At 69.9% G+C, this 15,234-nt stretch carries 14 protein-coding genes; 1 reads left to right on the forward strand and 13 read right to left on the reverse strand.

The genetic code is table 11. The features are described 5' to 3' along the window. Positions 1–95: 95 nt before the first annotated feature. The 13 genes from metK to pyrR all read right to left on the reverse strand — a co-directional run bounded on the left by metK (position 96) and on the right by pyrR (position 14,358). Positions 96–1,304 carry a methionine adenosyltransferase gene (gene metK, locus ACFT32_RS35810; RefSeq protein ID WP_215122649.1) on the reverse strand — a complete coding sequence of 403 codons (1,209 nt, stop codon included), beginning with the start codon at positions 1,302–1,304 and terminating at the stop codon, positions 96–98. A gap of 237 nt (positions 1,305–1,541) precedes the next feature. Then, positions 1,542–2,744, reverse strand: coding sequence for a bifunctional phosphopantothenoylcysteine decarboxylase/phosphopantothenate--cysteine ligase CoaBC (gene coaBC / locus ACFT32_RS35815; protein ID WP_382497573.1), 1,203 nt, complete (start codon positions 2,742–2,744; stop codon positions 1,542–1,544). A 115-nt stretch (positions 2,745–2,859) separates the two neighbouring features. After that, the gene (gene rpoZ / locus ACFT32_RS35820; RefSeq protein WP_003988945.1) at positions 2,860–3,132 is read right to left on the reverse strand and encodes a DNA-directed RNA polymerase subunit omega; all 273 of its coding nucleotides are present in this window, start codon (positions 3,130–3,132) and stop codon (positions 2,860–2,862) included. Positions 3,133–3,202: 70 nt separating this feature from the next. Then, positions 3,203–3,760: a guanylate kinase gene (gene gmk / locus ACFT32_RS35825; protein ID WP_382497575.1), complete on the reverse strand. Its 558-nt coding sequence runs from the start codon at positions 3,758–3,760 to the stop codon at positions 3,203–3,205. A gap of 37 nt (positions 3,761–3,797) precedes the next feature. After that, positions 3,798–4,121, reverse strand: a complete 324-nt coding sequence (locus ACFT32_RS35830) for an integration host factor (RefSeq protein ID WP_003977346.1) — start codon at positions 4,119–4,121, stop codon at positions 3,798–3,800. Positions 4,122–4,398: 277 nt separating this feature from the next. Next, entirely contained in the window at positions 4,399–5,244 is an 846-nt protein-coding gene (gene pyrF / locus ACFT32_RS35835; RefSeq protein WP_382497578.1) for an orotidine-5'-phosphate decarboxylase, read from the reverse strand. After that, a complete protein-coding gene (locus tag ACFT32_RS35840; RefSeq protein ID WP_382497580.1) occupies positions 5,241–6,347 on the reverse strand; it encodes a quinone-dependent dihydroorotate dehydrogenase in 1,107 nt (368 codons plus the stop codon). Before ACFT32_RS35840 ends, pyrF begins: the two co-directional genes overlap by 4 nt. Positions 6,348–6,417: 70 nt before the next feature. Next, complete coding sequence (gene carB, locus ACFT32_RS35845; RefSeq protein ID WP_382497582.1) at positions 6,418–9,726, reverse strand: carbamoyl-phosphate synthase large subunit; 3,309 nt, start codon at positions 9,724–9,726, stop codon at positions 6,418–6,420. After that, on the reverse strand, positions 9,719–10,861 hold the full coding sequence (carA, locus tag ACFT32_RS35850; RefSeq protein WP_382497584.1) for a glutamine-hydrolyzing carbamoyl-phosphate synthase small subunit: 1,143 nt from the start codon (positions 10,859–10,861) through the stop codon (positions 9,719–9,721). Before carA ends, carB begins: the two co-directional genes overlap by 8 nt. Then, positions 10,858–11,427, reverse strand: coding sequence for a hypothetical protein (locus ACFT32_RS35855; protein ID WP_382497585.1), 570 nt, complete (start codon positions 11,425–11,427; stop codon positions 10,858–10,860). Before ACFT32_RS35855 ends, carA begins: the two co-directional genes overlap by 4 nt. Next, the gene (locus tag ACFT32_RS35860; RefSeq protein ID WP_382497587.1) at positions 11,424–12,710 is read right to left on the reverse strand and encodes a dihydroorotase; all 1,287 of its coding nucleotides are present in this window, start codon (positions 12,708–12,710) and stop codon (positions 11,424–11,426) included. The genes ACFT32_RS35855 and ACFT32_RS35860 overlap by 4 nt, the downstream gene beginning before the upstream one ends. Before the next feature lie 5 nt (positions 12,711–12,715). Continuing rightward, a complete protein-coding gene (locus ACFT32_RS35865; RefSeq protein WP_382497589.1) occupies positions 12,716–13,693 on the reverse strand; it encodes an aspartate carbamoyltransferase catalytic subunit in 978 nt (325 codons plus the stop codon). 98 nt (positions 13,694–13,791) lie between these two features. Beyond that, positions 13,792–14,358 (reverse strand): bifunctional pyr operon transcriptional regulator/uracil phosphoribosyltransferase PyrR, encoded by a 567-nt coding sequence (gene pyrR, locus ACFT32_RS35870; protein ID WP_184597184.1) that lies wholly within the window; start codon positions 14,356–14,358, stop codon positions 13,792–13,794. 266 nt (positions 14,359–14,624) lie between these two features. Between pyrR and bldD the strand changes: the two genes are divergently transcribed. After that, positions 14,625–15,128, forward strand: coding sequence for a transcriptional regulator BldD (gene bldD, locus ACFT32_RS35875; protein WP_018570201.1), 504 nt, complete (start codon positions 14,625–14,627; stop codon positions 15,126–15,128). The last annotated feature ends 106 nt before the right edge of the window (positions 15,129–15,234 follow it).

Consider the following 15,234-nt stretch of genomic DNA (forward strand, 5'->3'; position numbering starts at 1 on the left):
GACAACCGGCGGGGCCGGCGAAGCCCCCGGGCGACGACGAGGCCCGGCCCCCCGAAGGGTGCCGGGCCTCACTCGGTGCCGTGAGGGCGTCGGACCTACAGGCCCGCCGCCTTTCGCAGCGCGTCCACACGGTCCGCCTGCTCCCACGTGAACTCGGGAAGCTCGCGGCCGAAGTGGCCGTACGCCGCGGTCTGGGCGTAGATCGGGCGGAGCAGGTCGAGGTCGCGGATGATGGCGGCCGGGCGGAGGTCGAAGACCTCGTCGATCGCCTTCTCGATCCTGTCCGTGTCGATCTTGGCGGTGCCGAAGGTCTCGACGAACAGGCCCACCGGCTCGGCCTTGCCGATCGCGTACGCGACCTGGACCTCGCAGCGGGTGGCGAGGCCCGCGGCGACGACGTTCTTGGCGACCCAGCGCATCGCGTACGCCGCGGAGCGGTCGACCTTGGACGGGTCCTTGCCGGAGAAGGCACCGCCGCCGTGGCGGGCCATGCCGCCGTAGGTGTCGATGATGATCTTGCGGCCGGTCAGGCCGGCGTCACCCATCGGGCCGCCGATCTCGAAGCGGCCGGTGGGGTTGACCAGGAGACGGTAGTTCTCCGTGTCGATCTTGATGCCCTCGTCGAGCAGCGCCTTCAGCTCCGGCTCGACGACGAACTCCTTGATGTCCGGAGCCAGCAGCGAGTCCAGGTCGATGTCGGAGGCGTGCTGGGAGGAGACCACGACGGTGTCCAGGCGGACCGCCTTGTCACCGTCGTACTCGATGGTGACCTGGGTCTTACCGTCCGGGCGCAGGTAAGGGATGGTGCCGTTCTTGCGCACCTCGGACAGGCGCTTGGACAGGCGGTGGGCCAGGAAGATCGGCAGCGGCATCAGCGTCGGGGTCTCGTCCGTCGCGTAGCCGAACATCAGGCCCTGGTCGCCCGCGCCCTGCTTGTCGAGCTCGTCCTCATCGCCCTCGACACGGGACTCGTACGCCGTGTCGACACCCTGGGCGATGTCCGGGGACTGTGCGCCGATGGACACCGAGACGCCGCAGGAGGCGCCGTCGAAGCCCTTCTTCGAGGAGTCGTAGCCGATTTCGAGGATCTTGTTCCGGACCAGCGTCGCGATGTCCGCGTACGTCTTGGTCGTGACCTCGCCGGCCACGTGCACCAGGCCGGTCGTGATCAGAGTCTCGACGGCGACCCGAGAGGTCGGGTCCTCGCGGAGCAACGCGTCGAGAATGGTGTCGCTGATCTGGTCAGCGATCTTGTCAGGGTGACCCTCGGTCACAGACTCCGAGGTGAACAGGCGACGGGACACAACGCTCCCTGGGGTTGCAGCGGCTGCTGGCTGATCATTGGCGGACGGCGGGGGCTGCACCTCGCGCCGTCCGTGGAACAGTTTACGGGTCACGCTTCGGCCACGGCCCCCCTGTCTCGCCACTCGGAAGTGCTGTGACCTGCGGCACGGGCATTCTGCCCAATCCCGACCTGCGTTGGCCAGAGGCGCCACGCCCCGATCGGCCGGGTTTCACGAAGGCGCAGGGCGACTGAAACATCAGCCGAGGCGCCCGGCCACCAGGTCCCACACGGTTTCGGCCAGGGCTTCCTTGGGTCCGTACGGCACCGCGGTCTCGCTGCCGTCGGTGCCCAGAACGACGGCTTCGTTCTCCTCGGAACCGAAGGTCTTGCGCTCCCCGACCTCGTTCACCACCAGCAGATCGCAGCCCTTGCGCTTCAGTTTGGCGCGGCCGTTGGCGAGCACGTCGTCCGTCTCCGCGGCGAAGCCGACGATCACCTGTCCGGGGCGAACCCGGTCGGTGGAGATCTCCGCAAGGATGTCCGGATTACGCGCCAGGACGATCGGCTCCGGCTCCTGGTCGTCCTTCTTCTTGATCTTCCCGGCCGCGTAGGTCACCGGCCGGAAGTCCGCCACCGCCGCCGCCATGACCACGGCATCGGCGTCCGCGGCGGCTCTCAGCACCGCCTCGCGCAGGTGCGCGGCCGTGCCGACGGGGACGACGTCCACCCCGGCAGGGTCCGGCAGGGTGCTGTTGGCCGCGATCAGCGTGACGCGGGCGCCGCGCGCGGCCGCCGTGCGGGCGAGGGCGTACCCCTGCTTGCCGGAGGAGCGGTTGCCCAGGAACCGGACCGGGTCCAGGGGCTCGCGGGTGCCGCCCGCGCTGACCACGACGTGCCGGCCCTTGAGGTCCGGCTCCCGCACGCCCCGGGCCAGCACCCGGCGGCACACCTCGAAGATCTCGCCCGGGTCGGGCAGCCGGCCCTTGCCCGTGTCGACGCCGGTGAGACGGCCCACGGCCGGTTCGATGACCACGGCGCCGCGGCGGCGCAGCGTCGCCACGTTCTCCTGGGTGGCCGGGTGCTCCCACATCTCCGTGTGCATGGCGGGGGCGAAGACGACCGGGCAGCGGGCGGTGAGCAGGGTGTTGGTCAGGAGGTCGTCGGCGAGGCCGTGGGCCGCCTTGGCGAGCATGTCGGCGGTGGCCGGGGCGACGACGACCAGGTCGGCATGCTGTCCGATGCGGACGTGCGGGACCTCGTGGACGTCGTCCCAGACCTCGGTGGAGACCGGGTGCCCGGAGAGCGCGGACCAGGTGGCGGCGCCGACGAAGTGCAGCGCGGAGGCCGTGGGCACCACACGCACGTCATGGCCCGACTCCGTCAGCCGCCGCAGCAGCTCACAGGCCTTGTACGCGGCGATGCCGCCACTGACCCCCAGAACGACCTTCGGCTTGTCCACCGTTTCTCCCCGGACCTCGGCAACCGGCACAACGTACGACTCCATGACACACCACAGGCCCGGCAGTCGACCTGCCGGGCCTGTGGAAAAGTCAGCGTCAAGCTGGAAATACTACTTACTGCGCCGGGCCCTCGACGGCCTCGGACGTGAGCAGCCCCGCGTTGATCTCGCGGAGGGCGATCGAGAGCGGCTTCTCGTGGACGTGGGTGTCGACGAGGGGACCGACGTACTCGAGGAGGCCCTCGCCGAGCTGCGAGTAGTACGCGTTGATCTGGCGGGCCCGCTTGGCCGCGTAGATCACGAGGCTGTACTTCGAGTCGGTGGCCTCGAGGAGCTCGTCGATCGGCGGGTTGATGATGCCCTCGGGCGCGGAGATGGAAGAGGACACGCTCTACCTTCCGATGGGTGGGAAAGAATCTGTCGGGGTGATCAGCGCGGACCGGGACGATCAGCGATGGTCACACGACGTTCGTCAAGGCTAGCAGCTCGCGAGCCACGTCCTCGACGGCGGTGTTGACCAGGGTGGTGTCGAACTCCGGCTCGGCGGCGAGTTCGATCTTCGCCGCCTCGAGCCGGCGCTCGATCACCTCGGGCGGTTCGGTACCCCGCCCGGTGAGTCTGCGCACCAGCTCCTCCCAGGAGGGAGGAGCCAGGAACACCAGCTGGGCCTCGGGCATCGACTCCCGGACCAGACGGGCACCCTGCAGGTCGATCTCCAGGAGGACCGGCTCACCGGCCTCCAGGCGCTCCTGCACGGCCGCACGCGGCGTGCCGTAGCGGTTGCCGGCGAATTCGGCCCACTCCAGCAGTTCGCCGTTGGCGATCAGCTTGTCCATCTCGTCGTCGGTGACGAAGAAGTAGTGGACACCATGCTTCTCGCCGGGGCGGGGCTTACGGGTCGTCGCCGACACCGAGAGCCAGACCTCGGGGTGTTCCTTGCGCATATGAGCGACGACCGTGCTCTTGCCGACCCCCGAGGGGCCGGAGAGCACGGTCAGCCGCGGACGTTCAGTCATGCAGCGATTATTCCAGTTGAACCGGAGTGGTCCGGACTCAGCTGCCGGTGCTGCCGAACTCGCGCTCCAGGGAGGCGATCTGGTTGGAGCCGAGACCACGCACACGACGGCTCTCGGAGATGCCGAGTCGCTCCATGATCTGCTTGGCGCGGACCTTGCCCACGCCCGGCAGGGACTCAAGGAGAGCGGAGACCTTCATCTTGCCGATGACGTCGTTCTCCTGGCCCTGCTTGATGACCTCGTGGAGGGAGGCGCCGGAGTGCTTGAGTCGATTCTTGACCTCGGCCCGCTCCCGGCGAGCCGCGGCGGCCTTTTCGAGCGCGGCTGCGCGCTGTTCAGGGGTAAGGGGCGGAAGAGCCACGCCTACGTCACCTCGGATGTCGAACTGTCGGATACGGACCGGTGAGGAACCTAGTCGCCCCACACCTGGGGAGCCACGAGCAACACGCTTGCCCGTTGACTCTCGTCGGAGACTAGCGGGCAAGTCCGCCAGAGTCAGCGAGAACAGCGGAAAAGTCCTGGTCAGCCTTCATCTGAACAGACATTTAGGACATACTGCCCCGGATTTGAGGATGTATTCAGACTCAAGCCCGCCCCCGGCCACTCATCGGAGGACTCACAAGAAGGTCAGGAAGTGGTCAGGAGGAGGTCACAGCGTGACGGATCTCCTCCGCGAAGCGTTCCGCGGCGTCACGCAGCGCGACCGCGTCGGGACCGTGGCGTAGCACTCCCCGGCTGACGTTCGGCACGACATTGCGCACCGCCGCCCCGAAGACCCCCGGAAGATCGGCCGGCGTGGCCCCCTGGGCGCCGATGCCGGGTGCGAGAAGCGGGCCGTTGATGTCCAGGTCGTACGACGACAAGTCACCGAGAGTGGCACCGACGACCGCGCCGAAGGACCCCAGGGGCTCCTCCCCCGCGTTCTCGGCGGACAGGTGCGCGAGCATCGTCGCTCCGACGTTCCGGCCGTCGGAACGTACGGCGTGCTGGACCTCGCCGCCCTCCGGGTTGGAGGTCAGCGCCAGCACGAACAGCCCGGCGCCGCTCTCCCGGGCCAGTGCGACGGCCGGGCTGAGCGAGCCGTAGCCGAGGTAGGGCGAGACCGTCAGCGCGTCGGAGAACAGCGGTGCGTCCTTGTGCAGGAACGACTCGGCGTACGCGGCCATGGTCGAGCCGATGTCGCCGCGCTTGGCGTCCATGACGACCAGGGCGCCCGCCGCCCGGGCCTCGGCCACCGAAGCCTCCAGGACGGCCAGACCGCGCGAGCCGAAGCGCTCGAAGAACGCGCTCTGCGGCTTGAGCACGGCGACCCGGTCGGCCAGGGCCTCGACGACCGTGCGGCTGAACCTCTCCAGGCCCGTCACGTCGTCGTTCAGGCCCCACTCGGCGAGCAGGGAGGCGTGCGGGTCGATGCCGACACAGAGCGGGCCGCGCTCGTCCATGGCCCGACGCAGGCGCGCGCCGAAGGGTTCGAGACCGCTCATGCCGTCTTCCTCACGTCTGCGCCCACCGCGTCGGCGAGCGTGGCGTACGGGCTGGTGCGCAGGCGCGCGGCGAGCCCCTTGTGGATCGCGCGGCCCCAGAAGGGCCCCTGGTAGATGAAGGCGCTGTAGCCCTGGACCAGCGTGGCACCGGCCAGGATGCGCTGCCAGGCGTCCTCGGCGTTCTCGACGCCGCCCACGCCCACCAGGGTGATCCGGTCGCCCACGCGCGCGTAGAGGCGGCGCAGGACCTCAAGGGAGCGTTCCTTCAGGGGCGCCCCGGACAGGCCGCCGGTCTCCTTGACCAGGGAGGGGTCGGACTTCAGGCCGAGTCCTTCACGCGCGATGGTGGTGTTGGTGGCGATGATGCCGTCCAGGCCCAGCTCCACGGCGAGGTCGGCGACCGCGTCGATGTCCTCGTCGGCGAGGTCCGGCGCGATCTTGACCAGGAGCGGGACACGCCGCGCCGACACCGCACCGTCGGCGGCCTCGCGGACGGCGCTCAGCAGGGGACGCAGCGCCTCCGTGGCCTGCAGATTGCGCAGACCGGGCGTGTTCGGCGAGGAGACGTTGACCACGAGGTAGTCGGCGTAGGGCGCCAGCCGCTCGGCGGACTTCACGTAGTCCCCGACGGCCTCCTCCTCGGGTACGACCTTGGTCTTGCCGATGTTGACGCCGACGACGGTCCTGAAGACCGGCGTACGGGAGGCCAGGCGGGCGGCGACGCGGAGCGAGCCGTCGTTGTTGAAGCCCATGCGGTTGATCAGCGCCCGGTCCTTGACCAGCCGGAACAGCCGCTGCTTGGGATTGCCGGGCTGCGGCTCGCCGGTCACCGTGCCGATCTCGACGTGGTCGAAGCCGAGCATCGCCATGCCGTCGATGCCCACGGCGTTCTTGTCGAAGCCCGCGGCGAGCCCGAAGGGGCCGTGCATGCGCAGCCCGAAGGCCTCCGTGCGCAGTTCCTTGTGGCGGGGCGCGAGGGCGGCCGCGAGGAAGGTGCGCAGCACGGGAACGCGGGCGGCCAGGCGGATCCAGTGGAAGGCGAGGTGGTGCGCCTGCTCCGGGTCCAGCCGCTTGAAGAGGAGACTGAAGAAGATCTTGTACATGATGTCCTCACGAAGACGTGACGTCCTCACGAAGAGGGGGACACCGTTTCCGGTGTCCCCCTCGGGGCTGCTAGTCGCGGGCCGCGGTCAGATGTTCCGCGTGTTCCTGGAGCGACCGGACGCTCACGTCGCCGCGGTTGAGGGCGTCGATGCCCTGGACCGCCGCCGCGAGCGCCTGGACCGTCGTCAGGCAGGGCACGGACCGTGCCACGGCCGCCGTACGGATGTCGTAGCCGTCGAGGCGGCCGCCCGTGCCGTACGGGGTGTTGACGATGAGGTCGACCTCGCCGTCGTGGATGAGCTGGACGATGGTCTTCTCGCCGTTCGGGCCGGTGCCCTCGGACTGCTTGCGCACGACGGTGGCGTTGATGCCGTTGCGCTTGAGCACCTCGGCCGTGCCGGACGTGGCCATCAGCTCGAAGCCGTGGGCGACCAGCTCGCGCGCCGGGAAGATCATCGAGCGCTTGTCACGGTTGGCGACCGAGATGAAGGCGCGGCCCTTGGTGGGCAGCGGGCCGTAGGCGCCCGCCTGCGACTTGGCGTACGCCGTGCCGAAGACGGAGTCGATGCCCATGACCTCGCCCGTGGAGCGCATCTCCGGGCCGAGGACCGTGTCGACGCCGCGCCCGTGGATGTCGCGGAAGCGCGACCACGGCATGACGGCCTCCTTGACGGAGATCGGCGCGTCGAGCGGGAGCTCGCCGCCGTCACCGGTGGCCGGGAGCAGGCCCTCTGCGCGCAGCTCGGCGATGGTCGCGCCCAGCGAGATCCGGGCGGCGGCCTTGGCCAGCGGCACCGCCGTCGCCTTCGAGGTGAAGGGGACCGTCCGGGAGGCGCGCGGGTTGGCCTCCAGGACGTAGAGGATGTCGCCCGCCAGCGCGAACTGGATGTTGATCAGGCCGCGCACCCCGACGCCCTTCGCGATGCCCTCCGTGGAGGCCCGCAGACGCTTGATGTCGAAGCCGCCGAGCGTGATCGGGGGCAGGGCGCACGCCGAGTCGCCGGAGTGGATGCCGGCCTCCTCGATGTGCTCCATGACGCCGCCGAGGTAGAGCTCCTGGCCGTCGTAGAGCGCGTCGACATCGATCTCGATCGCGTCGTCGAGGAACCGGTCGACCAGGACCGGCCGGGACGGGCTGATCTCCGTCGACTCGGAGATGTACGCCTCCAGGCGCGTCTCGTCGTAGACGATCTCCATGCCGCGCCCGCCGAGGACGTACGACGGACGCACCAGGACCGGGTAGCCGATCTCGTCGGCGATGGCCTTGGCCTCGGCGAATGTGGTGGCGGTGCCGTGCTTGGGGGCCGGGAGGCCGGCCTCCTGGAGGACCCGTCCGAAGGCGCCCCGGTCCTCGGCGGCGTGGATGGCCTCCGGGGAGGTGCCGACGATCGGCACGCCGTTGTCCTTGAGCGCCTGCGACAGGCCCAGCGGGGTCTGGCCGCCGAGCTGGACGACGACGCCCGCGACGGGTCCGGCCTGCTGCTCGGCGTGGACGATCTCCAGCACGTCCTCGAGCGTCAGCGGCTCGAAGTACAGACGGTCCGAGGTGTCGTAGTCGGTGGAGACGGTCTCCGGGTTGCAGTTGACCATCACCGTCTCGTAGCCCGCGTCGCTCAGCGCGAAGGAGGCGTGGACGCAGGAGTAGTCGAACTCGATGCCCTGGCCGATGCGGTTCGGGCCGGAGCCCAGGATGATGACGGCCGGCTTCTCGCGGGGCGCGACCTCGCTCTCCTCGTCGTAGGAGGAGTAGAAGTACGGCGTCTTCGCGGCGAACTCGGCGGCGCAGGTGTCGACCGTCTTGTAGACCGGGCGGATGCCCAGCGCGTGCCGGACCTCGCGGACGACGTCCTCGCGCAGGCCGCGGATCTCGCCGATCTGCGTGTCGGAGAAGCCGTGCCGCTTGGCCTCGGCGATCAGGCCGGCGGTCAGCTCGGGCGCCTCGGCCAGCTCGTCCGCGATCTCCTTGATCAGGAAGAGCTGGTCGACGAACCACGGGTCGATCTTCGTGTACTCGAAGACCTCCTCGGGGGTGGCGCCCGCGCGGATGGCCTGCATGACGGTGTTGATGCGGCCGTCGGTGGGGCGGACGGACTCGCGGAGCAGCTCGGCCTTGTCGCCGGGCGCGCCGACGAACGTGAACTGGCTGCCCTTCTTCTCCAGCGAGCGCAGGGCCTTCTGGAAGGCCTCGGTGAAGTTGCGGCCGATGGCCATGGCCTCACCGACCGACTTCATGGTGGTCGTGAGGGTGGAGTCGGCCTGGGGGAACTTCTCGAAGGCGAAGCGCGGGGCCTTCACGACCACGTAGTCGAGCGTCGGCTCGAAGGAGGCCGGGGTCTCCTGCGTGATGTCGTTCGGGATCTCGTCGAGCGTGTAGCCGACGGCGAGCTTGGCGGCGATCTTGGCGATCGGGAAGCCGGTCGCCTTGGAGGCGAGCGCCGAGGAACGCGACACGCGCGGGTTCATCTCGATGACGATCACGCGACCGTCCTCGGGGTTCACCGCGAACTGGATGTTGCAGCCGCCGGTGTCGACACCGACCTCGCGGATGACGGCGATGCCGACGTCGCGCAGGGTCTGGTACTCGCGGTCGGTCAGCGTCATCGCGGGCGCGACGGTGATCGAGTCGCCGGTGTGCACGCCCATGGGGTCGAAGTTCTCGATGGAGCAGACGACCACGACGTTGTCGTGCTTGTCGCGCATCAGCTCCAGCTCGTACTCCTTCCAGCCGAGGATGGACTCCTCCAGGAGCACCTCGGTGGTCGGCGAGAGCGTGAGGCCCTGCCCGGCGATGCGGCGCAGCTCCTCCTCGTCGTGGGCGAAGCCGGAGCCGGCGCCGCCCATGGTGAAGGAGGGGCGGACGACGACCGGGTAGCCGCCGAGCGTCTCGACGCCGGCGAGCACGTCCTCCATCGAGTGGCAGATCACCGAGCGGGCGGACTCGCCATGCCCGATCTTCTGGCGTACGGCCTCGACGACCTCCTTGAAGAGGTCGCGATCCTCGCCCTTGTTGATCGCCTCGACGTTGGCGCCGATGAGCTCGACGCCGTACTTGTCGAGGGTCCCCGCCTCGTGCAGCGAGATGGCCGTGTTGAGGGCCGTCTGGCCGCCCAGGGTGGGCAGCAGGGCGTCGGGGCGCTCCTTGGCGATGATCTTCTCGACGAACTCGGGGGTGATCGGCTCGACGTACGTGGCGTCGGCGATCTCCGGGTCGGTCATGATCGTCGCCGGGTTGGAGTTCACCAGGACGACCCGGAGGCCCTCGGCGCGCAGGATGCGGCACGCCTGGGTGCCGGAGTAGTCGAACTCGGCGGCCTGACCGATGACGATCGGGCCGGAGCCGATGACCAGGACGGACTGGATATCGGTGCGCTTAGGCACGCTGGCCCTCCATCAGGGATACGAAGCGGTCGAACAGGTAGGCGGCGTCGTGCGGGCCGGCTGCCGCTTCGGGGTGGTACTGGACGCTGAACGCGGGGCGGTCGAGAAGCCGCAGCCCCTCCACCACGTTGTCGTTCAGGCAGACGTGCGACACCTCGGCGCGGCCGAACGGGGTCTCGGAGACCTGGTCGAGCGGTGCGTCGACGGCGAAGCCGTGGTTGTGCGCGGTGACCTCGACCTTGCCGGTCGTACGGTCCTGCACCGGCTGGTTGATGCCGCGGTGGCCGTACTTCAGCTTGAAGGTGCCGAAGCCGAGGGCGCGGCCCAGGATCTGGTTGCCGAAGCAGATGCCGAAGAGCGGGGTGCCGCGCTCCAGGACGCCCCGCATGACGGAGACGGGGTGGTCGGCGGTGGCCGGGTCGCCCGGGCCGTTGGAGAAGAACACGCCGTCGGGCTCGACCGCGTAGACGTCCTCGACGGTCGCGGTGGCCGGGAGCACGTGCACCTCTATGCCGCGCTCGGCCATGCGGTGCGGGGTCATGCCCTTGATGCCGAGGTCGACGGCGGCGACGGTGAACTTCTTCTCGCCGATCGCCGGGACGACGTAAGGCTCGGTGGTGGCGACCTCGGCTGAGAGGTTCGCGCCCTTCATCTGGGGGGCTTCCTGGACGCGGGCCAGCAGCGCGCCGTCCTCCCGCACCGCCTCCCCGCTGAAGATGCCGACGCGCATGGCGCCGCGCTCGCGCAGATGCCGCGTGAGGGCACGGGTGTCGATGCCGGAGATGCCGACGACGCCCTGCTTCGCCAGCTCCTCGTCCAGCGAGCGCCGGGAGCGCCAGTTGGACGGCACGCGCGCGGGGTCGCGCACGACGTACCCGGAGACCCAGATCTTCCTGGACTCGGGGTCTTCGTCGTTCACCCCAGTGTTGCCCACGTGCGGGGCGGTCATCACCACGACCTGGCGGTGGTACGAGGGGTCGGTGAGGGTCTCCTGGTAGCCGGTCATGCCGGTGGAGAACACCGCTTCGCCGAAGGTCTCCCCCACGGCCCCGTAGGCGCGGCCGCGGAAGATCCGGCCGTCCTCCAGGACGAGTACGGCGGGAGTCCTGGCAGCTCCCCTTGTGGAGGTGGTCATCGTTCGACGCCTTCCCTGGTGTTCGTTTCGATCATGGAGTTGAGGGCCTCGACCCACTCGTTGTGCTCGGCCGCGTGGTCGGAGCGGAACCCGGAGTCGATCAGCCGGTCGCCGTGCGACCAGGTGACGATCAGCAGGCCGCCCTCGGTGAGGACCTTGCCGGCGATGCCCTTGTCGAGCCGGGCCTCACGGAGCCGCTCGGCCGGGACGAAGAAGTCGCTCGCCCCGGGGCGTACGACGTCGAGGCCGGCGTCCGTGAGGGTCAGCTCGGCGCGGCTGCGGGTGCCCAGGCCCTGGGCCACGATGCGGTCGAGCCACTGACCGGCGGTGGTGGAGCCGTGGTAGCGGCCGCTCATGGCCAGCTTCTCGGGGCCCGGGTCGGCCGGGGCGGCGGGCAGCTCGGGCAGGTCGCCCTGGAGGGTGCCGCGCCACTTCCAGCCCTCGCGCATCAGCCAGTAGACGAGCGCGACGAAGAGGGCGAGGCCGACGACCCAGCCGATGCGGGCGGCCCAGTCGGTCACTTGCGCCGATTCCTTCTCGGCGGCCAGCAGGAATACAGGTGTCACGTGAGCTTCCCGTCGACGAGCGTGGCCTTGCCCCGCAGCCACGTGTGCGTCACACGGCCCGGCAGCTCGCGCCCCTCGTAGGGGGTGTTGCGGCTGCGCGAGGCGAAGCCCGCGGGTTCCACGAGCCCACGGTATGCCGTGTCGACCAGGGTGAGGTTGGCGGGCTCACCTGCCGAGACGGGACGTCCGTGGCCCGTGGCCTGTCCGATCTGCGCGGGCTTGACGGACATCCGGTCGGCGACGCCGGCCCAGTCCAGCAGACCCGTGTCGACCATGGTCTCCTGCACCACTGACAACGCGGTCTCCAGGCCGACCATGCCCATGGCGGCCGCGGCCCACTCGCAGTCCTTGTCCTCGTGCGGGTGCGGGGCGTGGTCGGTGGCGACGATGTCGATCGTGCCGTCGGCGAGCGCCTCGCGCAGGGCCAGCACGTCGCGCTCGGTGCGCAGCGGCGGGTTGACCTTGTAGACGGGGTTGTACGTGCGCACCAGCTCATCCGTGAGGAGGAGGTGGTGCGGGGTGACCTCGGCGGTGACGGCGATGCCGCGGGACTTGGCCCAGCGGACGATCTCGACGGAGCCGGCGGTCGACAGGTGGCAGATGTGGACGCGGGAGCCGACGTGGTCGGCGAGCAGGACATCCCGGGCGATGATCGATTCTTCGGCCACCGCGGGCCAGCCCCCGAGCCCCAGCTCGGCGGAGACGATGCCCTCGTTCATCTCGGCGCCCTCGGTCAGCCGCGGCTCCTGCGCGTGCTGCGCGACGACACCGCCGAAGGCCTTCACGTACTCCAGGGCGCGGCGCATGATCACGGCGTCGTGGACACACTTGCCGTCGTCGGAGAAGACGGTGACACCGGCGGCCGACTCGTGCATGGCGCCCAGCTCGGCGAGCTTCCTGCCCTCCAGCCCGACGGTGACGGCACCGATCGGCTGGACGTCGCAGTAGCCGTGCTCCTTGCCGAGCCGCCAGACCTGCTCGACGACACCGGCGGTGTCGGCGACCGGGAAGGTGTTGGCCATGGCGAACACGGTGGTGTAGCCGCCGCTCGCCGCCGCCCGCGTGCCGGTCAGGACGGTCTCGGAGTCCTCACGGCCGGGCTCCCGCAGATGGGTGTGCAGATCGACCAGGCCCGGCAGCAGCACGTTGCCCTCGGCCTCGACGACCTCGGCGCCCTCGGCGCTCAGACCGGCACCCACCTCGGCGATGGTCCCGCCGTCGATCAGCACGTCCTGCGGCTCGCCGCCCAGCACCTTCGCACCACGGATCAGGATCTTGCTCATCGGTCTTACTTCTCCTCGGTACGGGACTGGGTTACGGCGGGCTCGTTGCCACCGAGCAGCAGGTACAGGACGGCCATCCGGATGGACACTCCGTTTGCGACCTGCTCGACGACGGTGCAGCGGTCGGAGTCGGCGACCTCGGCGGTGATCTCCATGCCCCGGACCATCGGGCCGGGGTGCATCACGACGGCGTGCTCGGGCATCCGCGCCATGCGCTCGCCGTCGAGGCCGTAGCGCCGGGAGTACTCGCGCTCGGTCGGGAAGAAGGCGGCGTTCATACGCTCGCGCTGCACGCGGAGCATCATCACCGCGTCGGACTTGGGCAGCGTGCTGTCGAGGTCGTACGACACCTCGCACGGCCAGGTCTCGATGCCGACGGGCACCAGGGTCGGCGGGGCGACGAGGGTGACCTCGGCGCCCAGGGTGTGCAGCAGGTCGACGTTGGAGCGGGCGACCCGGCTGTGCAGGACGTCGCCGACGATGGTGATGCGCCGGCCGGCGAGGTCCTGGCCGATCCCGGCGTCCGGGCCGACCAGACGGCGGCGCATGGTGAAGGCGTCCAGCAGGGCCTGCGTGGGGTGCTGGTGGGTGCCGTCGCCGGCGTTGACGACGACCGCGTCGATCCAGCCGGAGTTGGCCAGCCGGTACGGGGCTCCGGAGGCGCCGTGCCGGATGACCACGGCGTCGACGCCCATGGCCTCCAGGGTCTGGGCGGTGTCCTTCAGGGACTCGCCCTTGGAGACGCTGGAGCCCTTGGCGGAGAAGTTGATGACGTCCGCGGACAGCCGCTTCTCGGCGGCCTCGAAGGAGATCCGGGTCCGGGTGGAGTCCTCGAAGAAGAGGTTGACGATCGTGCGGCCGCGCAGGGTCGGCAGTTTCTTGATCGGCCGGTCGGCGACCCGGGCCATCTCCTCGGCGGTGTCGAGGATCAGGACGGCGTCGTCGCGGGTGAGGTCGGCGGCCGAGATGAGATGACGCTGCATCTGTCAGGCTCCGTAAGGCAGTTCAGGAGAATTCGGGCAGACGGGTGCGCGCGGGGGCGCACTGAGCCGGCGTACGACGGCGGCGTACGCCTGAAGCGCTACTGGGAGGTCTGCTTGGCACCGAGCAGCACGGTGTCGCGACCGTCCTCCTCGGCGAGCTGGACCTTGACCGTCTCCCGCAACGACGTGGGGAGGTTCTTGCCGACGTAGTCGGCGCGGATGGGCAGTTCGCGGTGACCACGGTCGACGAGGACGGCGAGCTGCACCGCGCGCGGGCGCCCGATGTCGTTCAGCGCGTCGAGGGCGGCCCGGATGGTGCGGCCGGAGAAGAGCACGTCGTCGACGAGGACGACCAGCTTGCCGTCGATGCCGTCACCGGGGATCTCCGTGCGGGCCAGCGCACGCGGTGGGTGCATGCGCAGGTCGTCGCGGTACATGGTGATGTCGAGCGAGCCGCACGGAACCTTGCGTTCGGTGATCTGCTCGAGCTTGTCGGCGAGCCGCCGGGCGAGGAAGACGCCCCGGGTCGGAATGCCGAGGAGCACCACGTCATCGGCGCCCTTGGCGCGTTCGACGATCTCGTGGGCGATGCGGGTCAGCACCCGCGCGATGTCGGGCCCTTCGAGAACGGGCCGGGCATCGGACTGCGTGTCGTGCGTGTCCATAAGAAACGGACCTCCTTCTCCGCCTCACGGGACGGACCTTAAAGGACGTCGGGATTGCGCCATACACGGTAGCAGGTCCCCGCGATCACCCCGACGGCCCCCTCGGATCACCCGTTCGGCCTAACAGAGTGCCGATACCACGGAAGAGTCGGTGCGGACCATTCGGCTTGACGCGGCAGAGTAACGCTGCGTAACCTCACAGTGAGTTACCAGCCGCGCGGTCCGGCAACACAGCTGACCGCGTCGACACAGTGCCGGGGAGCTATATGTCCAGCGAATACGCCAAACAGCTCGGGGCCAAGCTCCGGGCGATCCGCACCCAGCAGGGCCTTTCCCTCCACGGTGTCGAGGAGAAGTCCCAGGGACGCTGGAAGGCGGTCGTGGTCGGTTCGTACGAGCGCGGCGACCGCGCCGTGACCGTGCAGCGCCTTGCCGAGCTGGCGGACTTCTACGGCGTCCCCGTGCAGGAGCTGCTCCCGGGCACCACCCCGGGCGGCGCCGCCGAGCCGCCGCCGAAGCTGGTCCTGGACCTGGAGCGGCTGGCCACGGTGCCGGCCGAGAAGGCGGGCCCCCTGCAGCGCTACGCGGCCACGATCCAGTCGCAGCGCGGCGACTACAACGGCAAGGTGCTCTCGATCCGCCAGGACGACCTGCGCACACTCGCCGTCATTTACGACCAGTCGCCCTCGGTCCTCACCGAGCAGCTGATCAGCTGGGGTGTCCTGGACGCGGACGCGCGCCGCGCGGTCGCCTCCCACGAAGAGGCCTGAGCCCCCCAGGGGCCAGCGCAGAAACGTGCCGCCGGGGGGGGGGGGCCCCAAAGGGTTGGGGGCCCCCCCCCGGGGTGGGGGGGGGGGGGGGGGCCCCGGGGGGAAA

This window comes from Streptomyces sp. NPDC057002 (assembly GCF_042673825.1).
Lineage (GTDB): Bacteria > Actinomycetota > Actinomycetes > Streptomycetales > Streptomycetaceae > Streptomyces.